The organism is Hymenobacter sp. BT188 (assembly GCF_014333585.1).
Lineage (GTDB): Bacteria > Bacteroidota > Bacteroidia > Cytophagales > Hymenobacteraceae > Hymenobacter.
In genome coordinates this window covers 750,309-772,543 of the sequence record NZ_JACSCW010000003.1, presented here as the reverse complement: position 1 = coordinate 772,543, position 22,235 = coordinate 750,309, and the positions used below count along the sequence as shown (strand labels likewise).

Here is a 22,235-nt window from a genome sequence, read left to right as displayed (position 1 = left end):
AAGTAGTCTAGCGCTGTAGCTTCCGCAGCGCCAACAGGCATAAGGCTACGGAGCCAGCCACCCGAATCTGGCCGCTGAGAATCATACTTTCTACCTGCGCGAGAGGCACTGTCAGCACCTCAATGTTTTCGGTTGGGTCGAGCTGTTGGGTGGCTACAAGGCGTGCGTTGCGGGCCAGAAAAAAGGAAATAGTGTTCGTGTCTTTGGTGGGGTTATCACTGACTTCCAGTAGCAACTCTACTTCGTCGGACGTGTAGCCGGTTTCTTCCAATAACTCGCGCCGGGCTGCTTCTTGGGGGGCTTTTTCGCCTTCGTCTATCACGCCGCCCGGCAGCTCAACGAGTATTTGGCCGAAGCCATGCTTGTACTGGCGCACCAACACGACTTGCTCATCTTCGGTCACAGCAAATACCAGCACCACATTGGCCCGAACGCTCACAAAATAGTCGTCGAGCTGTTGCCCGTCGGGCAGCTCCACATGGTCGCGACGAACTTTATACCACGGATGATCAAAGACCAACTCAGATTTAAGCGTCTTCCAGGGCTCTATTTTTTTTGTCATGCTGTGTCTGTCAGAAACCAATAGGCAAGGTACTAAACGCGCCCGCAGTGGGAACAAGCACTGGCGTTTACAGCTGTGCAGACAACATCCGGCAGACGCGCGTTGGCTTGGGGATTAGAACAGTGACTGGTATCTGGGTATCTTGTAAAATATTGTAGCAATTGCTATTCGCTTGGCTGATTATGCACGTCAACACGAAGCTCTTACTACTACCTATATTAAAGTATAGCTTCGTCCAACAGTGAACAGTTCTGCCCAATATTTCCACAATGCCGCTGCGGCCATTACCTATCACGCGCCAGGGTATATATGTGTTACCTGGCAGCCAACGGCCGTATCAGTAGCCGATTTGCAGGCGATTTATGAGCATGTACTGCGCGCCATGCGCCATTATGGCTCTACCCGACTAATGAGTGTGCATGGGCAGCGGCCACCTATGCCGCCGCAGGTGCAGGAGTGGCTTACGACGCAATGGGTGCCACGGGCCATTGCGGAAGTGAGCTACGACAAATGTGCTGTGGTAGAAGCCGAAGCACCTCTAAGTCGGCTTGCGGCGCGCTCCATTGGGACGGGCCTCACGCAACCATTACGCTATAACTACTTCTCCACCGTGCAGGAAGCAGCTGAGTGGCTCCAAAAAAAATAGCTAACTACTCGCCTTCTATGCTTTTCTCATTGTCTTCGCTCGCCAACAGGCCCCGATGATAAACGTACTCGGTGGCGCTGGCCATCAGTAGCTGGCTGCTTAAGGTAAAATAAGCATTCTCGGTACGGGTGCGAAACGAGAGAATAGACGCCGTTACCTGCTGGCCTACCCACTCCTCCCCCAGCGGTCCGCTGCTAGGTGGGCCGTAGAGCCGAACAAACTCCTGTCTTAGGCCGGCAATTACCTCATTACCAGTGGCCAGCAAGTCGATGCGGTAAAGTTGCTCGTCGAAAAAGCGGTAGTGAATCTGGCGAAGTGGATAGCTTAGGTACAGCAGTTCTTCCTGTTCGCGGGCATACGTGGCTACGCGCGGATCATGCAGTGCCGATACGAGTACCAACCCACTCAGCTCAGCTACTTTCTGTCCAAAATGGTCTTCGCGGAAACCATTCTGCTGATCAAGATAACGCGTGCTGCCCACCATTACTTTTAACTGATAATTGAGCTAGGATTGACAGTCTTGCCAGGGCAAATATATAATTTTTATGTGTTGCTGCAAATGTTACAACACTCAAGCTGAATAGCTGGTTACTTGATTTATAAGATTCTAAAACGGCCTCAAAATTTACTTAATAGCATTTTTTGGCTATCAGCACAGCCAGTTTGCAGGGTATGCTACAGGTTTAACTAGCTGCTGAGCTTGTTTTTATAATCCAATATTGCTGCGTTATCGTATAGCAAGGTAATTCCCACTATTTCTTAACTCAAGTGTAATGAAAAAGTCATTGTTGACTACCCTCGCCTTAGCCTTTACCATCAGCATCATCACGCCGGCCTTGGCCCAAACTACCGCCAAAACCAAGTCGGACGCCGACAAGATCAAAACCAAGGAAGACGGCAACATGTCGAAGACCAAGATGGCCGACGACGGAAAGATGAAAATGAAAGGCAAAACAGCCGCCGGCGATAAAATGAAAGCCAAAGGCAAGCCCGGCAAAGCTGCTGAAAAGATGGTGAATGCCGCCGACCTGCCCATGAGCAGCGCCGAAGGCGTGATGGTGGGCGGCGCCATGATGGTGCCCTCCAAAGACATTGTCGACAACGCCGTCATGTCGTCGGAGCACAGCACGCTGGTAGCGGCCGTGAAGGCAGCTGGCTTGGTAGAAACGCTGAAAAGCGCCGGCCCATTTACCGTATTTGCACCCACCAACGCCGCTTTTGACAAGCTGCCCGCTGGCACGGTGAACACGCTGGTAATGCCCGAAAACAAAGCCAAGCTCACGACTATTCTGACTTACCATGTAGTACCCGGTGCCGTGCGCGCCGCTGACTTGCAAAACGGTCAGACCTTAACCACGGTGCAGGGCGAAACCCTGACAGTGATGAAAAGCGGTACCAGCGTAATGCTGAAAGATGCAAAAGGCGGCATGGCCACCGTGACTACCGCTGATGTAATTTCCAGCAACGGCGTGACCCATGTTATCGACAGCGTATTAATGCCATCCAAATAAGCTGCCTAACGGTCGCCGAAAAGCCCCCTAGATTCGTCTGGGGGGCTTTTTTTTATAACCCGTTAGGCTGGTGGCATGCAGCAGCAAGTCAGGCCATTTTTCAATGCGATTTTGGCCTGATCGTTTGTGCTGGCTTGGTATGGAACAAAATATTTTTCCGGGTGGCAACAGTTGTCGAGTAAGCGTTTTGCGTAGAAAGAGAACAGTGCCCCAAACGGGCCGTCAACCACTACCAACCTATGAAAGACTCTTCGAAAAAAGCCCCCCAGAATCCCGACGAGCAGCATCCACGTCGGACAACCCAAAATCAGCCAGCTACCGCGGCTGACCCAAATGCCTCGTTTCCAGGCACCGGCGATGAGCACCGACCCGGCGAAAACCTTTACACGCTGCCCGAGATGCAGGAGCCGCAGCCCCGCAACCCAACGGAGCCACAGCCCAAATCGGCCAGCGAACCAGCCGCCGAAACATCGATGCTGGACCGCGAAACCCACGGCCAGCTTCTTGATGAGCCCGCGGCGGATGGCAAATCCGGCATCAGCGACAGCGTCATCAACCCGGTTATTGCGCAGTCGAGCCGCCTAGAAGACAATAACCGCGACCAGTAAACCGCTTTTCTTATTACTGAAATAAAGCCTGTGGGTGGCGCGAACTACACCGTTCGCGCCACCCACAGGCTTTATTTTGATATTAAGTCTTCGTATTCAGCCTGATTACGCTTCACGAAGGCTTCCACAAAATGACAGCTAGTCAGCACCTTGAAATTTTGGTCGCGGGCGTAGTTCAAAGCAGTGCGGGCCATTTCTTCGCCCACTCCCTGGCCGCGCAGATTTTCATCCACGAACGTATGCGTGAAATCAATGGTATCGGCAGCGGGCAGGCTGTAAGCCAGTTCGGCTTCGTAGCCATGAACGGTGGCGTAAAAAGATTGATCTTCCTGATTATGAATGACGGAAACGGCCATGTGATTGAAAATTTAAAACGGGAAAAGACAGTCTGAGTAGTATGGCAACTTGTTACTCCCTACGCGGCTGAGGCCAAATGGGTGGAATTTTGTTGACCCTTCAACCTCGCTTTTGCGTACTAGCCAACTAGTTGCTTGATACCAAGTATCTTGCTGCATCTTCACACCTCACTCCACCTCTTCTATGAAAACACAAGCAGATGAGCCAAATACGGACGATAATAACAACCGCCCGTTGGCCGAAAATGAAAAAATAGGTGCCAAGTTGGCCAACAAGCCCGTTGGTCAGCGGTCAACCCAGAATTCGGATACGCCTAACTACGGCGATTTTGGTCATGCTCCCCTCTCCGATGAGGAAATGAACGGTCCGGTAGCCGCGGGCGCTAACCATGGCGCCGCCGCATCGAGCACGCCAGCCCCCGACCAACGGGGCTCGGCACCTCAAAACCTGAACAATGAGGCTGTGCGCGCTACCATGAACGACGAATCGGACGACCGGCGCGAGGCTGCCAAGCTCGACGATCCGCGCTACGGCAGCGGTACCCGCAACTGGGAAACCGCCGAGCCCGCCAACCGCACCACGCAGGCCGACATTGATACGGACGAAGACTATCGCCCGGCCGCTAATTAAGCTGACGCCAATTTTCCGGAAAAAGCCGGGTATCGCTAGGTGCGAGGCCCGGCTTTATCTTTCACTCTGAAACTAACGCCCCAATGAAAACGCCCGAAGAACAAGCCAGCAACCAGAAGATTAATCCCGCCGCCACTCAGCCCACCGATGCGCCCCGCGTAGACGCCGCCTCCGACGAAAGCGCTGGCTCGGCCGCCATGCTCGACGCCGCCACCTACGGCCAGGTGTTGGATGGAACCACGCCCGATGAGGACACGTCTGACATGACGGATGAGCGCATGAACCCCGGCGCCAAACAAGCATCGGATGAGGATGAGGACTAAAATCTAAAGTCTGTATTACATAAAAGCCCCCCAGCATATTCTTAGGGGGCTTTTTTATGCGCTTTAATAATGGTTTAGCGAAGGAACTGAAGCTTATTATTAGCCCATTCCGCACGAACAATCCAGCCTGCTGAATCGAGGCTTTTGATGAAGACGAAGTACTGGTATACTTGCACAGATTATGCATGGCCTCAATGCACTGCAACATAATTAGCGTATTGAGACCATGCGTAATTTGTGCACTTTTTTTCACGCTCATGTCAACACTATCTACCCTTACGGCCGCTCATTGGCCTGCTGTAGAAGCCATTTATAAGCAAGGAATTGCCACCGGCAACGCCACGTTCGAAACCCAAAGCCCGAGCTGGGAAACCTGGGATGCGGGACATCTGGCGCATAGTCGGCTGGTGGCTACGGATGCCGACAGCAACGTGCTGGGCTGGGCGGCTCTGTCGCCGGTGTCGGGGCGGTGCGTGTATGGGGGCGTGGCGGAGGTGAGTGTGTATGTAGCCGATGCCGCCCGAGGGCAGGGCGTGGGCCGGCAGCTGCTGGGCGCGCTGATAGTCCAGTCAGAGAAAAACGGTATCTGGACCTTGCAGGCAAGTATTTTTCCCGAGAATACGGCCAGCATTCATCTGCACGAAACTCACGGCTTCCGGGTGATGGGTCGGCGCGAGCGCATCGGGAAGCTGACCGGCGTGTGGCGCGACACGGTGCTGCTGGAGCGTCGCAGCGCTATAGTAGGCGCTTAAGACCGCGTTTCAATTTCTTTCTCTTACTTGCCTTACCGCTGAACGCGCCTTCCTTATCCAAAAAGCCCCCCAGCTGGCCCATTGCCATCGGGAAGGCATCTTGAGGGCAGCGGCGGCGTATAGCAATAGATACATTAGCCTCCTCACGTGCTTCTTATGCCTGCTCCTCTCCTACTGCTCACCGATTTTACGCCCGCCGCCGACCTCGCCCTGACCTACGCCGCCGCTATTGCCGTAGAGTTGCAGGCGCCCATCGTGTTGCTGCACGTACGCCGCACTTCCCTGCTCGATCCGGAAGCTTTAAGCGGCCGCATTCCGCACCGAAGTGAGGGCGAAATCGCTACCGAACTAAGCAGTCGTACGGCGGGGCTAACGGTGCCCGTCACGGTAGATATTTCCAACGATTTGCTGGAGGACGCCGTTGCGGCAGCTGTAGCCCAGCACCAGCCTCAACTCATAGTGCTGGGCCGCCCCGATTACAACAAGCCCGATGAGCTCATCGACACTACCTCGTTGAACCTGCTGCGCCATACGCCTGTGCCGCTGCTAGTGGTGCCTGTTACGTCCCTAGCCAGGCCAAATCTGGGTCGCGTAGTCATTGGAGCCGATAATCAGCCATTTTCGCTGAGCCCGCAGATAGTAGCGTTTGGTCAGAATCTGCTGAGCGCCTTCAACGCTGCCATAAATGTTACGCACGTGGTGGAGCCCGAGGACGACGACAATTCCTCGCTCGCTTGTCAGCAAGTAGAGAGAAGCGGCCTGACGGCTGGTTTTCAGCGCGTCACGATGCGCGGGCAGCGCCACTTACACCCGGTGGAGGGTATTTTGGCGGCGGTAGAAGAGGATGGCGCGGGCTTGCTCATTCTTATTGCAAGGCAGCACAGCATTCTGCAACGGATGTTTTACCAAAGCGTATCGGCGCGAGTGGTACGTGACAGTCTGGGCCCGGTGCTGGTATTGCCGGCTCAGCCGTAAGCTTCAGCCAGAAGGGGTTTTATCGTCAAGAAAAGCGGCTGTGCTTCTACGCCAGGTTGCTTACCACCGCCAGCCTAATTGCACGCCGCTATACCAGTTTCGACCGGGAGCGGGCTGGAAATAGCGCTGCCCAAACGCGTTCAGATCGTTGCCGAGGCTGTAGCGCCGGTCGGTGGCATTTTCGATACCGGCGAAGACGTCGGCTTCCAATTTGCCCCCCAGCACCCGGCGCCAGCCGGCACGCGTGGCAAAGGTCCAGTAGCCGGCCGCATTTACGGTGTTGGCATCGTTGAGGGGAATTTGGGCCTGGTGACTGAGCGTGGGCGTGAGGTATAGGCCCCACAAGCCCACATTGGCCCCAGCGGTGAGCGTGTGTGGCGCTGTGCCGGTGAGGCGGTTGCCACTGTAGTCCTGGTCGCCCTGCTGGTAGTCGCGGAAGCGAAAATGATTGTAGGCGTAGCTGGCCCACACGCGCAGGCCTTCGTCGTTGCGGGCCACCATGGGCAGGTCGAAGGTCGGGTCGTCCACCGGACTATCGGATGGGCGCCACACCCGCCAAAGCCAGCCGCTGAGGGCAGCTTCGATGCCGCGCTGGCGGGTGGAGCCGGAGTTGAAAAACACGTTGACGCCTGCCTCCGTGGTGCGCGTGACGATGGTCTCCTTCAATCGAAAATCAAACAAAGCCACGTCGAAGACGAGGCGGTTATTGAACAAGCTACCCCGCGTACCTAGCTCGTAGCTTGTGCCACGCTCAGCTTTCAGGTCCCGGTTCAGGCTACCATCAGAAGGTCGAATTTCCTCCTCGCTGGGGGACGAAAATCCACTACTCACGCTGGCGTAGGCCGACACCTGGGGGGTAATTTCCTTAAGCAATGCCAGCCGCGGCGACACCACCGGCTGAAAGTTGCGCCGAAACGCGAAGCTATCCGGCCGCGCCGCCGCATCCGATACCCGGGCAATGCGGTAGCGCAGGCCATTCAGACTGGCCCCGGCGGTTAGCAGAAACTCGGCGGGCAATTCCCAATCGGCTTGCGCGAAACCGAAGCCCACGCTGGTACTGATTTCGTCATCGTAGCGCAAGGGGCCGGGCGTACCGCGCCGGTTCTGGTAATTGCGCGCATCTTCGAAGCTGTTCTGAAATTCGCCCCCCGCGCTCAGACGCAGCAAGCGGCCCGCTAGTGCGGCCCGGTAACCAAATACTGAGCGTCCGCCCCAGCCGAGCGACGTATTGCGCTCCAAATCCGTCAAGAACGGCGTTTTGATAGTTGTAGCCGTGGTGTACAGGGTGGTCTTATTCGACCAGCGGCTGTTGAATCGGTAGTCGTGCGTGACGCCCAGCAGCGCCGTTCGGGAGGCGTAGCCAGCCTGCTGATCCACGGTACCGAGCTGAGTGCCTATGGTTGGCCGCGCCTGCCGCGGGTTTTGCTCAAACTGTGCCCTGGTCAGGCTGCCGGGTATCTCGTAGTCCAGATCGGTGTAAAGGGCATGAACGGAAACCGTTTGCTTATCAGAAGGAGTAAATTCCCCGTCCAGAGTCAGCACGTCGCGGCGCAGGGCGCTGTTCTGGCGGTAGCCGTCGAGGGTTTGGCGGGTGTACTGAGCACGCAGGGTAGCCGTGGCCGAGCCCGTTTCGGCCGCCACCGAGTAGCGCCGCAGCCCAAAGCTGCCAGCCGTGAAGCCTGCCTGCACCCGCGCCTCGCCGGGCAAGGGCCGACGGGTACTCAGCAGCACCGCACCGCCGGTTCCGGCCCCGTACACGCTGCCGGCCGGGCCCTTTATCACCTCAATTCTTCCGATTGAGGCCGGGTCAAGCAGATTAAGCGGACTGCTGCCACTGGCTTCGGTGAAGGGAATATCATTGTAGTACAGCTTCACATTGCGCACCCCAAACGGCGAGCGGAGCGTGCTGCCGCGCACACTAAGCCGGTAGCTGGCCGTGGCCCGCTCCTCCAGCCGCACGCCCGGCAGCGTGTTTACGGCTTGGGTAAGTGAAGTCTGGTTGAAGCGGTCGATAACAGTGGCATCAAGCACGCTCACGCCGGCCGCCGTGCGCCGCAGCGGCAGGTTCTGGCCGTAGCCGACCACCGTGGCCTCGGGCAGGCGCACGGCGCGGGCCGTATCAGGAGTTTGGGCGTGCAGGGGAAGCTGAAGCAGCAACAGCAGCGGCAGTAGCCGGCAGTAACGAGTAAGCATTGAGGAAGTGTAGCGTAACCCTTGCCCGAACGGGAAAGCCGCCGGGCAGGTTGGAAAAAAGCCCCCCAGACTAATTTTAAAACCTCCTAATACCTACTAGGCAGTCATGCTGAGCGGCAGCGAAGCATCTCGCGTGCTGACATAGGTAATTACAAGGTGGTCATGCTGAGCGAAGTCGAAGCATCTCTACTGGTTAGTAATCAATGTCATCACAACGAAGCGGGAGATATGCTTCGACTTCGCTCAGCATGACAGTTAGTATTGCAACGACCCCACGCGAGATGCTTCGCTATGCTCTGCATGACGTTCTAAATTGAAATCAGCTAAGGAATCTTTGCTTCTTCTTACCTTACAGCAAGCCACTTGCCACCGCCAATCATGCTCTACATCCCGCGCCGCCACCGTCGCAAATTGCTGCTTCCGCCGGGCCTGCTGGCGCTGGCGTTTCTGCTGTTGCTGGGGTGTGGGGTGATTGCGCCGATTGTAAAGGAACGCACTAAGGCCGTTCTACAAATGACAACACTTAAACTTCATCCTCCAACAGATGAACATGAAAGAAAGTACTGGTTATCTAATCAAGAACTAGTGAGCATGCGGAAGTGGACTAATTTTCAAATAACTGGCAATACGTTTTGTGATTGGTATAGCTGGCAATTAGCTAGGCAGAATATATTGAGTTTCCATAATTCAGCAGATTCTGTTCGCGGCACGAGAATCCATTTTGGTGAGAATGCTAAGTATGAATACATGATAAAAGCACTTTCTTACTTAAATGAAATTGGTGTGAGAAAATATACATTAGATATGCGTACGCCTGTTACAACATTATATGTATTGGAAGTACCCCAAAGAGGCGTTTTAATATCTTGTGGAACTGATACAGGAGAATATTTTGATGCTTCTGTACCGCTTAAGGAAGCGTTTGACAAATTAATACTCAAATACAACCTGCAATTGTCAGACTTCTCCCCTTGGTTTATCGCAGGATTAGCACTTGTAATTATGTCAGCAAGAAAGCTAGCAGCTTCAGTCTTTTCGTAACCCAACCTGGTATTGTCGAGTTGAATAGAACGACCTCATCTATTCAGCTATGCCCATTCTTAAAAATACGCTTACGGCTGCGGCGCTTTGCTCGGCTCTCACTGCTGCTGCCCAGAACGATTACCAGAAAACCGTGACAGCTTCTTACAAAGGCAATATCTTCAAGCCCGGCCAGGTGGAAGCCACTGACGCCAACGTGGCGCAGCTTAAAGCACCCTCCGGTTTTGCCGTTACCAAGTTTGCCGACAAGCTCGAAAAGCCCCGGATGCTGGTAGTAGCTCCCAACGGCGACGTGTACGTGAGCAACCGCGACAAAGGCACCGTCACGCTGCTGCGCGATACAAACAAAGACGGTAAAGCCGACCTCACCAAGCAAGTAGCGCAGCGCGATAATCTGCACGGGCTGGCCCTAAAAGACGGCAAGCTCTACATAGCCGCCGTACGCGAAGTGTACGCCGCCGATGTGAAGGCCGATGGCACGCTCAGCGAGTTAAAAACCCTTTATAAAGACCTACCCGACGCCGGTCAGCACCCCAACCGCACACTCAACTTCGGGCCCGATGGCAAGCTCTATCTCTCGGTGGGCAGCACCTGCAACGCCTGCGACGAGCCCAACAAAGAGAATGCGACGCTGCTGGAAATCAAGCCCGACGGCTCGGGGCGGCGCGTGGTAGCCAAAGGGCTGCGCAACACCATCGGCTTCGGCTGGCACCCCACTACCAAAGTCCTCTACGGCTTCGACCACGGCATTGACTGGCTCGGCGACGAAGACCAGCGCGAGGAGCTAAACGAGATAAAAGAAGGCGCCGATTACGGCTGGCCCTTCGTGTTTGCCGACGGCAAAGCCAACCCCGCCGATGAGCCGCCGGGCGGCCTGACCCACGAGCAGTACGCGGCCAAAACCGAGAAGCCCAAGCTGCTCTACACGGCTCACTCGGCTCCGCTGGGCATGATTTTCAACACTGGGGGGCAATTTCCGAAGGAGTATCAGAATGATGCCTTCGTAACCATGCACGGCTCCTGGAACCGCGCCGAGCCCAGCGGCTACAAAATCGTGCGCGTACACTTCAACGACGAGGGCCAACCCGATAAGTTCGAGGACTTCGTGACGGGCTGGCTGGTGAATAACAACAAGGAGCAATTCGGCCGTGTCTGCGGCATCGCCCAGCACGCCGACGGCTCCCTGCTAGTGTCCGACGACGCGAACGGCGTGATTTACCGCGTGGCGTATGCCGGGGCCGCGCCGGGGGGCAAATCCCCGAAGAAAACGCAGACAGGCCGCTAGTAGCAGACAAATCTTGGTGTACTCAAACGCAACGCCGTCGGGCAGCGGCAGAATGGTCGGATTACTCTGGCCACTCTGCCGCTGCCCGGCGGCGTTGCTGTTACTGCTCTTACTTGAGCTTCTCAACGGGCGTTTTACTGGTCATCACGCCGGCGGGTATCGTTTGGGCGGCGGCGATGTTGTCGAGGCGGCTGGGTTTGGTGGCTTCGTCGCGGCCGGCGGCTAGCATGAGCTGACCGTGCTTGCTGTAGTCGTTCCAGCGGCGGCGGAAGGCGGGCTGCTCGTCGGTGGCCTTCGGGAAGTAGGCCCATTCCTCTACTAGGTTGGTGGCTTTATTTACCAGCACTTCGTAGCGGTTTTGGGGCGTCACGCCCACATTTTTGAAGGTCATTTGCAGGACATCGGCCGCGGCGCCGTCCATGGTTTTGCCTTCGCCTTTGTACGTGAGTGTCACGCCGGAGTCTTTGAGCTTAAAGGGCATTACAAGCCAGTAGGAGTTATTTATCCAGATGGGCATGAGGCGGTCGAGCACTTTTTGGCCGGCGGGCGTGGCCGAAATATCCTGGCCGCGGCTGTACACTTCGCCTTTCTTCGTGTTCAGGTTGTAGTTGGCTACCAGCGTGTCGCGTTCCCAGTGAAAATCGCCGGTGTACTTGTCCCAGATCTGATATTGCCCCCCAAAGAAGCTCCAGCCCAGGTAGCGGGTATTGCGCCAGGCGTCGTAGCCACCCATGGCGGTCATTACCTTGTCGGCAATGGCAATGGCTTTCGGATCGGAGCCGGCTTGGTCGAAGCCCTCGGCGGCTGGGTAAGTGCCTTTTTTGGCCGATGCTTTCTGAGCCTGAACCGGACCCACCAGTAGCAGCAGACTAAAAACGGCAGCTGCGGCCAGGCGCAGCAATTTGGAGAACGGACGCATAGAAAAGTAGATAAGAGGGAGTGGTTGCCGAGCGCGGCTATGCTGCAAGATACAGCCAAGTTTCCTCCTTTAGTACGGCGCTGAAAGTGCAGAAGCTATGGATGCAGACCTGGTCATATCACCAGGCCGTCATGCAGAGCAAAGCGAAGCATCTCGCGTGCTGACACAGGATTAGTAATTCCGCTAAACACGCGAGATGCTTCGCTTTGCTCTGCATGACGGTCAATAGTATAGTATAAACGCCGCGCTGCATGACGGCCTTATTTCTTCAAATAGCTCACTGGTATAACGTAACACTAAATGAGTGGCTTTTGTAGCTTTGGATTCTATGGCCGCCCTCCCACCCGACCTGCGCAAAGCGCTGCTGAGTTTGCCACAAAAGGAGAAAGATCAGCTCCTCGCCCGCCTCGTGAGTCAGGACGCGGTACTTACTGAGCAGCTGGCTTTCCGCCTGCTGGAAGGCCCGGAGGCACTGGAAGACCGCCGCACCTTTCTGCGCACCCAGATCGACGATCCCATTCGCGGCTACCATCAAACGCCCAACGATCTGCTGGTGATTGTGCGGCAGTTGCAGGCACGAATTGGCTACCACGCCAAAATTACGGGCGACACTTTTGGCGAAGTAGAGCTGACGGTGCGTCTTCTCAACCGCGTTCTGGAACATCAGCCCGCCGCCGTGGCTCGCCTGCACGGCCCCACACAACCGCTGCTTCAGCACCTGGCCCGCCGCGCCCAGGAAGCGTTGCGGCAAGCAGAGAAGCTCCACCCCGACTATCACCTGGAGCTGGCCGAAGACGTTAACCTGCTGCTCACGGGCCTGTGGGCATCGGGTGCGGCGCCGCTGGCGCGGGAGTTGGGCCTGCCGCCCCGCTGGGGGGCAAATTGAAGCTTCGCTTCATCAGAAATTAAGAACGAAGAACTAAGGAGGACGCCCAACTCCCCTCCTTACCAAGAAGAAGATATTTTTGCTAAGCGAAATTTGGGGTGGTTGTAGGCGTTGGCGGGCATCCTTTAGTTGGCAAAAACAGTACATAGGAACAGTTCCTCAATCTATTATCCGGTGGTGAGCCCGCGCGGGCTGCCGCTTTTGCCGAACCTGTATGTCCTACACTCCCAAACCCGAAAACGTGCGCGTGCCCAACCACCTTTCCGATGCCGAACTGCAACAGGCATTGGATGAGTTGGATAGCAAAATCAAGACGCTGCAAAACCGCGCCCACGCCACCACAGCCAGCTCCCACCACACCTATCATGAGCATGTGGCGGCCCTGGAAGTAAAGCGGGCCAAGCTAGCTGAAATGCTGGGCCGGGATACCGACAGCACAAAGCGCGAATCCAGCACCTGGGATGAAATCCGGCGCGGCATTGATACGCTGCGCGACGATTTGCGCAACCTGATTTAAGCTGCTATTCATGAGAAATTTCTTCTCCCTGGCTGCTTTGGCCGCCCTACTACTGCTGTTGCCAGCCTGCACAGCACAGGAAAGCTATCAGAATGCTGCCAGCTGTGCCGAAGTAGAAATCGGTATGACGCAGGAGCAGGTGCGCCGCATCATGGGTGAGCCCACGGGCCGCGACACCACCACTGAACCGGGCCAAACGTGGTCTTACCTCTTCGGCAGCGCTACCGACACTACTCCCATCCGCATCGAGTTTGGCGACGATGGTAAAGTTAAAGCCAAGCAGTGCGCGCCCGAAGCATCCGGTTCCGAGCGCCCGACGGGCAATTAAGCTCAGCCAGTTTCAGCATTATAGAAAAGCCTCCCAAGTCGCTTGGGGGGCTTTTTCGTGAAATACGCTTTTTCCATTCAGCCGATTTATTCACCACTAACCCGCCGCAGTTACCGTTCGCTGAAATTTCGTTTTCGGGGGGCAAATCCACGACTAGGTTTGAGTCAGTTATTCATCTCAACCCTTTCAGCTGTGAACCACTTTTCCTCCTTCCGCCAGTATTGCTACTCGCTCATTCTGCTTTTGCTGCTGAGCTTCTGCCTGCCGGTTCTCCTTTTTGCCGCCGACAATCCGGCCGCGCATCCATCATTCTCGGTGAAAGTAACGGGCAAAGGTCGGCCGATGCTTCTAATTCCAGGTCTCACCTGCCCCGGCGCCGTGTGGGACGAAACGGTGGCGCGCTACCAGAAGCAGTACCAGTGCCATGTGGTATCGTTGGCGGGCTTTGGGGGCCAGCCGGCACAGGCAGCCGTGCCGGAGCATCTGCTCCAAACCGTCCGCGACGAGCTGCTCACCTACATCAAAACCCAAAAATTAAACCGGCCAATAGTGCTGGGGCACAGTCTGGGGGGCTTTTTGGGTCTTTGGATGAGCACTACCGCGCCGGACGCCATTGGCCCGCTGGTTATTGTGGATTCGCTGCCTTTCCTGGCGGCCGTTCAGAATCCGACCCTTACTGCCGAAGCCGCCAAGCCGATGGCCGAAGGAATGCGCCAGCAAATGATGGGGGGCAAAATGCCGGTGGCCGCGCAGCGCCAGATGGTAGCCGGCCTGATAACCGACACGGCCCGCATCACTCAGGCCACGCGCTGGGGCCAGACCTCCGACGCCCGCACCGTGGCCCAGGCCATGTATGATATGTATACCACCGATCTGCGCGCCGACTTGGGCCGCATACAACAACCCGCGCTGGTGCTCGGCGCCTGGACTGCCTACAAAGCCTACGGCTCGACCAAAGAGAGCACCCGCGCCATTTTTGCCCAGCAATACACGAAGTTGCCCCAGCATCGCATCGAAATGTCGGAGGCCGGCAAGCACTTCCTGATGTGGGACGACACGGCGTGGTTTTTTGCCCAAACCGATGCATTTTTGAAGCAAAACGGTATTGCCAAAAAATAGCTGTTTTCCTCCTTCTGCCCCGGCACTCCGAAGTGTATCGGAGTGCTGGGGCAGAAGATAATATTATTCACTGAGAAAGCCCTAAACATCAACTGCCAATGGTACTCGAAAAAGACTTCATAGCGCTGAGATTAGAACTGTCGGTGAAGGCAAAAAACGGTATTGATTTTATTGTGGCGGCCAGCATACTGTGGTCAGTTATTACCGTTATCTGGATGCAGCCTAACCCGCCGGGTCGCAATGCGCTATTCACGCTAATCGTTGGGGGCGCGATGCTTCCTTTGGCGCTTACTTTTTCTAAAATATTCAAGACCAATTGGAAGGTAAAAAGCAATCCGCTGCAGCCGCTGGGCTTGTGGTTGAATTTTGCTCAGCTCTTTTATTTCCCTTTTCTATTTTTTGTTTACATAAAACAGCCTCAATACTTTATCATGACTTACGGCATTATAACCGGTGCTCACTTTTTTCCTTACGCCTGGTTTTATAATGTAAATGCGTACGCGGTTATGGCTGGCGTCATTGCCTTTGGCTGCATGTTTATCGGCTTAAATGTTACTGTCGAAGACCTGTATCTAATTCCGCTTTTTATCACCGTTTCACTTGTGGTGCTGAGCCTTATGATTTCTGTTTCTTACCGGAAAAACAAAGCTATATATTAGCACTCCACGCCAATGGATCAGGTGGCACAGGAGCAATTTGCTCACAGCATTCTTCCAACCGGTGTAGAGACGCGTACTCGCGTCTAATCGTCGCGGTTGATGTTTAGCCAAACTTTTCGAACGGCGCGGTACCGGTTGTTCAACGACAGACGCGAACCGAAGGTCGGCAAAGCCAATACGCGTCTCTACCCTGCTCGGGTAATAGCTATAACTTAGAAGTTATGCTTGCTTTGCCCTTGGTTTAAATGTCATTCCTATGTCCTTTTCCTTCTCCCCACGCCGGCTTTACTGGACCTTGCAGATTGTTTGCTGGGGGCTGTTTGGGGCCTTGGGCACCTTGATTATTGTGCTCACGGGGCAGAAGATTACGCCCGGCATGCTGGCGACGCAGGCGTTTATGATGGGCCTTTACATCGCCACCACGCATGGGTTGCGGGCACTTATTCGGCGGGGCGGCTGGCTGAAGCTATCGGTCCCGAAAGTGTTGTTGCGCCTGCTGCCTCTCAACTTAACGCTGGCTTTGGTCACGCAATGTGTGGTTTGTGTGCTGATGATTTATGGGCTGAAGGTTTTCACTTTGGAGCAGTTTCGGTGGAGCTATCTGCTCCTGTACACCCTGAATATGAACTTCGTGTTCTGGCTTTGGTCGGGGCTGTATTTCAGCTTTCATTACCTCGACAATTACAAGCAGGCCGACATTGACAAGTGGAGACTAACCGCCGCCGTGCGCGAGGCTGAGATGCGTACGCTCAAGGCCCAGATCAATCCACACTTCATGTTCAATGGCCTGAATAATATCCGGGCTCTGGTGACGGAAGACCCATTGCGCGCCCGCGAGATGATTACGCACCTGTCGGATTTATTGCGCTATTCTATTCAGCTAAACAGTACGGAGCAGGTAACGTTGGCCCGCGAAATCGAAATTGTGGAGCATTACCTAGAGTTGGAAGCGGTGCAACTGGAAGAGCGCCTGACGTATTCCCTCGATGTGGATCCTGCCGCTTTGGACGTGCTTATTCCGCCCATGACCTTGCAGCTTTTGGTGGAGAACAGCATCAAGCACGGCATCGCGCCCCGGCCCGCTGGGGGGCAAATTACCATCAGTGCCCGCCTTGACGATGCCCACGAACTTCTACTAGTAACAGTGCGAAACACAGGCCGCTATCAGCCCATCCCCGGCCACGAAGGCGTAGGGCTGCGCAACGCACGCGAACGGCTGCAACTCTTATTTGGCCAGAAGGCCGCACTCACCATTAGTAACGATGCCGCAACACCCGATATCGTAACCGCCCAGCTCCAACTTCCGCTCACCACCCAACTGCACCCGGCATGAACGTCCTTCTCATCGACGATTCCCGCCTGGCCCGCACCGAACTACGCCACCTCCTGCAAGCCTTTCCTGACGTAGCTGTGGTAGGCGAAGCCAAAAACGCTGCCGAAGCCCGCACCCAAATCCAGGCGCTCGATCCTGATCTTCTCTTTCTGGACATTCACATGCCCGGCGGCAGCGGCTTCGACCTGTTGGCTTCCCTGGAAATTGCCCCCCAGGTCATCTTCACCACCGCCTACGACGAGTACGCACTGCGCGCTTTTGAGGTAAATGCCCTGGATTATCTGCTCAAGCCGGTGCAGGAAAATCGCCTGGCTGCCGCTCTGGACAAAGCCCGCACGCAGAGCATAGCGCCGCCCATTTTGCCCCCCACCGAGCCCGCCAGTACTCCGCTTACCGCCAACGACCAGGTATTTGTGAGAGATGGCGAGCGGTGCTGGTTTGTGCGCCTCTCCGACATCCGGCTTTTCGAAATAAACGGCAGCTACACCCAGATTTATTTCAACGACTGCCGACCGCTCATCCCACGCACGCTCCAGCACCTCGAAGCCCGCCTTGACCCTAAGGTTTTCTTCCGCGCCAACCGCCAACAGATCATTAACCTGAAATGGATTGAGACCATTGAACCGTGGTTTAGCAACACGCTTAAGATCAAGCTAAAAGATGGGCCAGAGGTAGAGGTTTCGCGCCAACAGTCGGTGCGGTTTCGGGAGGTAATGAGCTTGTGATGTTACGTTATTCTCGGCCACAAAAAGCGCCTGCTCTCTATAGCGAGAGCAGGCGCTTTTTGCTTCCGAATAGGATTAAACCGCCGCCTGCGCAGGCTCGCGGAAGCCCACCCAGGTAAAACGCTTGATTACAAACTCAGGGTTCGTAAACGAAGCGTTACCGGCCGGATTGCCGCCCGTCACGTGGAAATCGGAGAAGCCAGCGTTCTGGTTCACATAAATGCCCCCCGTGAGATTAAAGCTTACCGGCGTGCCAGCCAGGCTCATCTCATCCATAATTTGCTCCTTTATTTCCTGGCTGGTGGTATAAGCGCCGCAGCTGATTGCGCCGTGCTCCCGCGCCAGCTGGGCCGCCAAACGGATGCTTTCCTGGGTGTCCTTAGTCTTGATAACCAGCATAATCGGCCCGAACAGCTCCTTGCTATACTGTTCCACCTGGCTCGACTGCACCTCATAGATGCTCGGCGAGCAGGTGCGGGCGTTCTGGAACGTTGGATTGTTGACGGTGCCATGAGCCAGGATGCTGCGGCCACCATTGAGGGCCATCTGCTCTACCCGCTTCTGCGTGTCAGGGTTCTGAATAGCGCCCAGCACGTGCGGACCAGCTTTCGGATTGGTAGCTAAGCCCATAACCGCGGCGGCCAGCTTCTGCACTACTTCTTCATAAGGAACCTGCGTGCCATTCACGGTTACGCCGGTTTCAGGGATAAAGAAGTTTTGGGGAGCCGTGCACATCTGCCCCGAATACAGACTTACCGAGAAGGCCAGGTTTTGGGCCACCTTATCCAGGTCGTCGCAGGAGTCCAGGATGATGCTGTTAACGCCGGTTTTCTCGGTGAATACGGTTTTGCCTTTCAAGCTTTCCACGTAGTCGCCAAACTGAGTGCCGCCGGTGTAGTCGATGAGCTTCACGGCAGGGCTTTCGCAGAGGTCTTTGGTGATGAGACGGTCTTCTGCGTCTACGGCTAGCTGGCAGATGTTCGGATCTAGGCCATTCTCAACCAGCACCTTCTGCACTTCCGCTACCACAATGGCGATAGGCAGCACCGCTTTGGGGTGCGGCTTGATAATGACGGGATTGCCGGTTACCAACGAGGCGAACATGCCGGGCACTGTGTTCCAGGTTGGGAAAGTAGAGCAGCCAATAACCAGCGCAACACCTTTAGGCACGGCGCGCCAGGTTTTTTGAAGCGTGATATTGTACTTGCCCATAGGCTTCTCCCAGGTCGTCTCTTCTGGGAAGCGCGTCTGCTCTTCGTAGCCAGCGGCAATGGCCTCCAAAGCACGATCCGCAGCATGCGGGCCCGAAGCTTGAAAAGACATCATGTAAGCCTGCCCGGTGGTGTGCATGGTGGCGTAAGCAATTTCAAAAAACCGCTCCTTCATGCCGTCCAACACTTCGGTAAGTAAGGCGGCACGTTGGGCGGGTTTTACTTTGCGCCACTCACCAAAAGCCTTTTCAGCCCGCTCAATCAGGGTCTGGGGGGCAAAATAGGGGTATTTGATGCCTAGCGACTGCTGCTCGTAAGGCGACTCTTCCTGTCCAGCCCAAGCTTCGGGCTCGCCTTGCAGAAGTTCGGTATAATGCTGATTGCGGCGGGCTTCGAAAGCTTCGCGGCCGAGGCGGTCGGCATCGGCGCCGTAAATCTCAGGCGAGGGGTTTTCGGGGAAATGAGCGAAGAAGGTACGGCCGTGTAAGGCTTTGATGGCCGTGTCGAGGGTGGACTGGTGTTTTTGGGTGGTTTCAGTCATTGTGGGGTCAAAAAAGTAACGTAGCTTGTAGATGGGTGCTGGGTGCCGTGTTTCCTTGAAAAGTGAAACCACGGCATGAAAAGTGTTTTCACTTTACAGAGCCTAAATTTACAGAATCCGCCCCGAACAGCCCCTATTGCATCCCGCGTATGAAGCCACGATTACTTGCTTTTATCTTTTTACTAAATACCAGCCTGGGGCTAACGCTGACGGCTAACGCGCAAACAGGCGGAGCCCAGACACGGGAGCCGGCTACCCAGCCGGGCACCCTGGTTTTCAAACTTAAATCGGCCAACGTTACCGGCGCCCAGCCGCCCGAAATTGCCCCCCAGCTCGCGGCGGCCTTGCGTGCGCTAGGAGCTACACGGGTTGAGCAAAAGTTTCCGCGGGCAGTTCCGCCTACTGCTTACCAACCTGGTTCTGTGGAGCTGCGAGGCGTATATCAGGTCTGGTTTGCGCCTTCTGCTTCGCTTCAAAAAGCCCGCTTTGCCCTGCTTCAGACGGGCACTTTGGAATACGTCGAGCCGCTTAACGACCGTGGCCTCCTGCGCCAACCCAACGACCCCTTTGCCGATTCAACGCGCACCGATGGTCAGTTTTACCTCAAAAACATTCGGGCTTATCGTGCCTGGGATGTGACGCAGGGCGATACCAGCGTCGTGATCGGGGTGCTGGATACGGGCATTGTGTTTTCGCACGAGGACATGAAAGGCCAGATAAAGTACAATTATGCCGATCCTATTGATGGAATCGATAACGACGGCGACGGCTACATCGACAACTTTCGCGGCTGGGACTTTGCCGATCAGGACAACAACCCATCGATCAGCGGTACCCGCGACCATGGTTTGCTGGTGGCTGGGCCTGCCACGGGGCGGGTTGATAATAAGCGAGGAATTGCGGGGGTAGGCTTTAAAAGCAAGCTGATGCCGATTAAAGTATTCTCGAATCGACCTGGGGGGCCTTTTGGCGGTGGGTTTGAGGCAATCGTGTATGCCGCCGACCACGGCTGCCGGGTTATCAACGTATCCTGGGGCTCGGTGGGGGGCCAGTCGCAATACGAACAGGACGTGATTAACTACGCCGCCATCAACCGCGACGCCGTGATTGTGGCCGCGGCCGGCAACGACGGCCGTGAGCTGGACTATTACCCGGCCAGCTACGAGAATGTAGTCTCGGTCGCCGCTCTTACTGCCCAGGACACTCAGGACGCGACCTACAGCAACCACGTTACCCTATCGGCCCCAGGCCGCGACATTCTGACCACCCGCTACGTGACCGACAGCGCTTACGCGGCCGTGCGCGGCTCCTCGTTTGCTGCCCCTATTGTGGCGGGCGCGGCGGCCTTGGTGCGGGCGCGCTTTCCGCAATACTCGGCGGTGCAGGTGGCCGCGCAGCTGCGCCAGACCACGGATGACATCTATGGTTTGGCGGCCAATGCGCCTTTTCGTGGGAAGCTGGGCACGGGCCGCCTGAATGTGCACCGCGCCGTAGCCCTCACCGACCGGCGCCAAGTGCGCGTTGTGGCCAGCCGATTTGCCCCCCAGCGCACGTATTTCCGCCCCGGCGAAGCCGTGCGCCTGACCACAGAGCTACAAAACCAGCTTCGGGCAATATCAGGGCTTACGGTCACGCTCACGTCGCTTTCGCCTTACTTGAGCGTGCAAAGCGGAACGTTTTCGGTAGGCTCACTCGTCACGCTGGGCCGCGCTATCAATACTACTTCGCCTTTTTTGCTGACGGTGGCGGCCTCGGTGCCACCGAACACCCGCGCTACGCTGCGGTACAATTTCACCAGCACCGATGGCTACACCGATGAACAATTATTAGAAGTAGTGCTCAATCCCGATTATATGGTGCTCGATGCTGGCAACCTGCATGTCTCGATGAATAGTCGCGGCAATCTGGCCTTCGATGCGCTGTATTCCAGTGTGGGCGCGGGCGTAACGTATCAGGAAGGCCCATCGCTGTTGGCAGAAGGCGGCCTATTAGTGGGCACCTCCCCTACCCGCGTTGCCGACCGGATTCATAATGACCAGAGCAGTGGCGGCCGGTGGCGGATCGATGAAGACTTTCAATCCCTGAATCAGATAGCCATGCGCACTCAGTCGGTGCGCGCTACGCAGGAGGCGGAGGCCAACTTTCAAAATTTGCCCTCGACCGGCGAATTGGGCGCTTCATCAGTGGGGGTGCGCATTCGGCAACGGACTGCGGCTTGGACTGATGCCCCGCACCGCGACTATGTGATGCTCGAATATAAGCTTACCAACATAACGCCAGATACGTTAAAATCGCTGCACGCCGGCCTTTACCTTGATTGGGACCTGCCGCCAACCATTAGCAACAATCTGGCGGAGTGGGATGCCGCGGGTAGCTTCGGGTACGTACGTGCCACTGGTCCCGCTTCCCAGTATACCGGCGTGAAGCATCTGGGGGGTGGCACGCCAACTTATTACGCTATCGACAACGAGGTGGTAACTAATGAGCCTGTAACGATGGCTAATGGCTTCAGCACGGCCGAAAAATATGCCGCCCTCAGCAGCGGCACCACCAAGCGCACGGCCGGTGCCATAGCTGGCAGCGACGTATCGCAGGTTGCGGGCGCCAGCTTAGGTATCCTGGCTCCCGGCGATTCCATTAAGGTCACGTTTGCGTTGCTGGGGGGCAATTCTTTGCGGGATATACAAGCAGCCGCTGCGGCTGCCCAGAGCCGATATCGGATGGTGGTGCTGCCTACCCGCACGGCGGCCGCCACTACGGCGTGGCAGCTCTACCCAAACCCGACCAGCGGCAAGGTGCGCTTGGAAATGCCTGCTGATTTTGGGGCCAATAAGCTGACCGTGCACAATGCGCTCGGCCAGGAGCTTATGCACCAAACTCTATCTCCCACCCAATCTGTGACAGACCTGAATATGGCTGATCTGCCCAACGGCTTTTACGTGGTTCAAATCAGTGGCCTGGGGGGCAATTTGCAGCGACGAGTAATAGTGCGGCGCTAAGCTTTGCCGCACAGGCAATATAATTAGCCTCAAATCACGTTTGGTTCCTTATACTATCCATCGATAAAACGCCCGGCACAACCGGGCGTTTTTATGTGCTATAACGTGAGGCAGG

The 22,235-nt window shown here is 56.0% G+C and carries 23 protein-coding genes; 17 read left to right on the top strand and 6 right to left on the bottom strand.

What is annotated here, in order from left to right:
- Positions 1 to 7: 7 nt before the first annotated feature.
- Positions 8 to 562: an NUDIX hydrolase gene (locus H8B13_RS11440; RefSeq protein ID WP_187310911.1), complete on the bottom strand. Its 555-nt coding sequence runs from the start codon at positions 560 to 562 to the stop codon at positions 8 to 10.
- 241 nt (positions 563 to 803) lie between these two features.
- On the opposite strand from H8B13_RS11440, the gene H8B13_RS11435 reads away from it, so the two are divergent.
- Positions 804 to 1,208 carry a hypothetical protein gene (locus H8B13_RS11435; RefSeq protein WP_187310910.1) on the top strand — a complete coding sequence of 135 codons (405 nt, stop codon included), beginning with the start codon at positions 804 to 806 and terminating at the stop codon, positions 1,206 to 1,208.
- A 4-nt stretch (positions 1,209 to 1,212) separates the two neighbouring features.
- Here H8B13_RS11435 and H8B13_RS11430 read toward each other — a convergent pair whose 3' ends face one another.
- The gene (locus H8B13_RS11430) at positions 1,213 to 1,692 is read right to left on the bottom strand and encodes a hypothetical protein (protein WP_187310909.1); all 480 of its coding nucleotides are present in this window, start codon (positions 1,690 to 1,692) and stop codon (positions 1,213 to 1,215) included.
- Positions 1,693 to 2,218: 526 nt separating this feature from the next.
- Here H8B13_RS11430 and H8B13_RS11425 point away from each other — a divergent pair.
- Entirely contained in the window at positions 2,219 to 2,719 is a 501-nt protein-coding gene (locus H8B13_RS11425; RefSeq protein WP_261990338.1) for a fasciclin domain-containing protein, read from the top strand.
- Positions 2,720 to 2,958: 239 nt separating this feature from the next.
- Positions 2,959 to 3,327, top strand: a complete 369-nt coding sequence (locus H8B13_RS11420; RefSeq protein WP_187310907.1) for a hypothetical protein — start codon at positions 2,959 to 2,961, stop codon at positions 3,325 to 3,327.
- 71 nt (positions 3,328 to 3,398) lie between these two features.
- Here H8B13_RS11420 and H8B13_RS11415 read toward each other — a convergent pair whose 3' ends face one another.
- The gene (locus H8B13_RS11415) at positions 3,399 to 3,683 is read right to left on the bottom strand and encodes a GNAT family N-acetyltransferase (RefSeq protein ID WP_187310906.1); all 285 of its coding nucleotides are present in this window, start codon (positions 3,681 to 3,683) and stop codon (positions 3,399 to 3,401) included.
- 184 nt (positions 3,684 to 3,867) lie between these two features.
- Here H8B13_RS11415 and H8B13_RS11410 point away from each other — a divergent pair, with 184 nt between their 5' ends.
- The 4 genes from H8B13_RS11410 (at position 3,868) to H8B13_RS11395 (ending at position 6,364) form a co-directional block, all read left to right on the top strand.
- A complete protein-coding gene (locus H8B13_RS11410) occupies positions 3,868 to 4,314 on the top strand; it encodes a hypothetical protein (RefSeq protein WP_187310905.1) in 447 nt (148 codons plus the stop codon).
- A gap of 83 nt (positions 4,315 to 4,397) precedes the next feature.
- The gene (locus H8B13_RS11405; RefSeq protein WP_187310904.1) at positions 4,398 to 4,637 is read left to right on the top strand and encodes a hypothetical protein; all 240 of its coding nucleotides are present in this window, start codon (positions 4,398 to 4,400) and stop codon (positions 4,635 to 4,637) included.
- Between the two features lie 257 nt (positions 4,638 to 4,894).
- Positions 4,895 to 5,389 (top strand): GNAT family N-acetyltransferase, encoded by a 495-nt coding sequence (locus H8B13_RS11400; RefSeq protein ID WP_187310903.1) that lies wholly within the window; start codon positions 4,895 to 4,897, stop codon positions 5,387 to 5,389.
- A gap of 156 nt (positions 5,390 to 5,545) precedes the next feature.
- Positions 5,546 to 6,364 carry a universal stress protein gene (locus tag H8B13_RS11395; RefSeq protein WP_187310902.1) on the top strand — a complete coding sequence of 273 codons (819 nt, stop codon included), beginning with the start codon at positions 5,546 to 5,548 and terminating at the stop codon, positions 6,362 to 6,364.
- A 60-nt stretch (positions 6,365 to 6,424) separates the two neighbouring features.
- On the opposite strand, the gene H8B13_RS11390 is transcribed toward H8B13_RS11395, so the two are convergent.
- Positions 6,425 to 8,557 carry a TonB-dependent receptor gene (locus H8B13_RS11390; protein WP_187310901.1) on the bottom strand — a complete coding sequence of 711 codons (2,133 nt, stop codon included), beginning with the start codon at positions 8,555 to 8,557 and terminating at the stop codon, positions 6,425 to 6,427.
- A 378-nt stretch (positions 8,558 to 8,935) separates the two neighbouring features.
- On the opposite strand from H8B13_RS11390, the gene H8B13_RS11385 reads away from it, so the two are divergent.
- Both H8B13_RS11385 and H8B13_RS11380 read left to right on the top strand, forming a co-directional pair.
- Positions 8,936 to 9,598 (top strand): hypothetical protein, encoded by a 663-nt coding sequence (locus tag H8B13_RS11385; protein WP_187310900.1) that lies wholly within the window; start codon positions 8,936 to 8,938, stop codon positions 9,596 to 9,598.
- Between the two features lie 49 nt (positions 9,599 to 9,647).
- Positions 9,648 to 10,883 carry a PQQ-dependent sugar dehydrogenase gene (locus H8B13_RS11380; protein WP_187310899.1) on the top strand — a complete coding sequence of 412 codons (1,236 nt, stop codon included), beginning with the start codon at positions 9,648 to 9,650 and terminating at the stop codon, positions 10,881 to 10,883.
- Positions 10,884 to 10,992: 109 nt separating this feature from the next.
- On the opposite strand, the gene H8B13_RS11375 is transcribed toward H8B13_RS11380, so the two are convergent.
- The gene (locus H8B13_RS11375; RefSeq protein ID WP_187310898.1) at positions 10,993 to 11,802 is read right to left on the bottom strand and encodes a DUF6503 family protein; all 810 of its coding nucleotides are present in this window, start codon (positions 11,800 to 11,802) and stop codon (positions 10,993 to 10,995) included.
- A 328-nt stretch (positions 11,803 to 12,130) separates the two neighbouring features.
- Between H8B13_RS11375 and H8B13_RS11370 the strand changes: the two genes are divergently transcribed.
- The 7 genes from H8B13_RS11370 to H8B13_RS11340 all read left to right on the top strand — a co-directional run bounded on the left by H8B13_RS11370 (position 12,131) and on the right by H8B13_RS11340 (position 17,369).
- Positions 12,131 to 12,688, top strand: coding sequence for a hypothetical protein (locus H8B13_RS11370; RefSeq protein ID WP_187310897.1), 558 nt, complete (start codon positions 12,131 to 12,133; stop codon positions 12,686 to 12,688).
- Positions 12,689 to 12,902: 214 nt separating this feature from the next.
- A complete protein-coding gene (locus H8B13_RS11365; protein ID WP_187310896.1) occupies positions 12,903 to 13,205 on the top strand; it encodes a hypothetical protein in 303 nt (100 codons plus the stop codon).
- Between the two features lie 10 nt (positions 13,206 to 13,215).
- Complete coding sequence (locus H8B13_RS11360; protein WP_187310895.1) at positions 13,216 to 13,533, top strand: outer membrane protein assembly factor BamE; 318 nt, start codon at positions 13,216 to 13,218, stop codon at positions 13,531 to 13,533.
- A 192-nt stretch (positions 13,534 to 13,725) separates the two neighbouring features.
- Entirely contained in the window at positions 13,726 to 14,652 is a 927-nt protein-coding gene (locus H8B13_RS11355) for an alpha/beta fold hydrolase (protein ID WP_187310894.1), read from the top strand.
- Positions 14,653 to 14,750: 98 nt separating this feature from the next.
- Entirely contained in the window at positions 14,751 to 15,311 is a 561-nt protein-coding gene (locus H8B13_RS11350) for a DUF7010 family protein (protein WP_187310893.1), read from the top strand.
- A gap of 256 nt (positions 15,312 to 15,567) precedes the next feature.
- Positions 15,568 to 16,644 (top strand): sensor histidine kinase, encoded by a 1,077-nt coding sequence (locus H8B13_RS11345; protein WP_187310892.1) that lies wholly within the window; start codon positions 15,568 to 15,570, stop codon positions 16,642 to 16,644.
- Entirely contained in the window at positions 16,641 to 17,369 is a 729-nt protein-coding gene (locus H8B13_RS11340) for a LytR/AlgR family response regulator transcription factor (RefSeq protein ID WP_187310891.1), read from the top strand. The genes H8B13_RS11345 and H8B13_RS11340 overlap by 4 nt, the downstream gene beginning before the upstream one ends.
- A gap of 75 nt (positions 17,370 to 17,444) precedes the next feature.
- On the opposite strand, the gene paaN is transcribed toward H8B13_RS11340, so the two are convergent.
- Positions 17,445 to 19,121: a phenylacetic acid degradation protein PaaN gene (gene paaN / locus H8B13_RS11335; protein WP_187310890.1), complete on the bottom strand. Its 1,677-nt coding sequence runs from the start codon at positions 19,119 to 19,121 to the stop codon at positions 17,445 to 17,447.
- Between the two features lie 149 nt (positions 19,122 to 19,270).
- On the opposite strand from paaN, the gene H8B13_RS11330 reads away from it, so the two are divergent.
- Complete coding sequence (locus H8B13_RS11330) at positions 19,271 to 22,120, top strand: S8 family peptidase (RefSeq protein ID WP_187310889.1); 2,850 nt, start codon at positions 19,271 to 19,273, stop codon at positions 22,118 to 22,120.
- Positions 22,121 to 22,235: the final 115 nt, after the last annotated feature.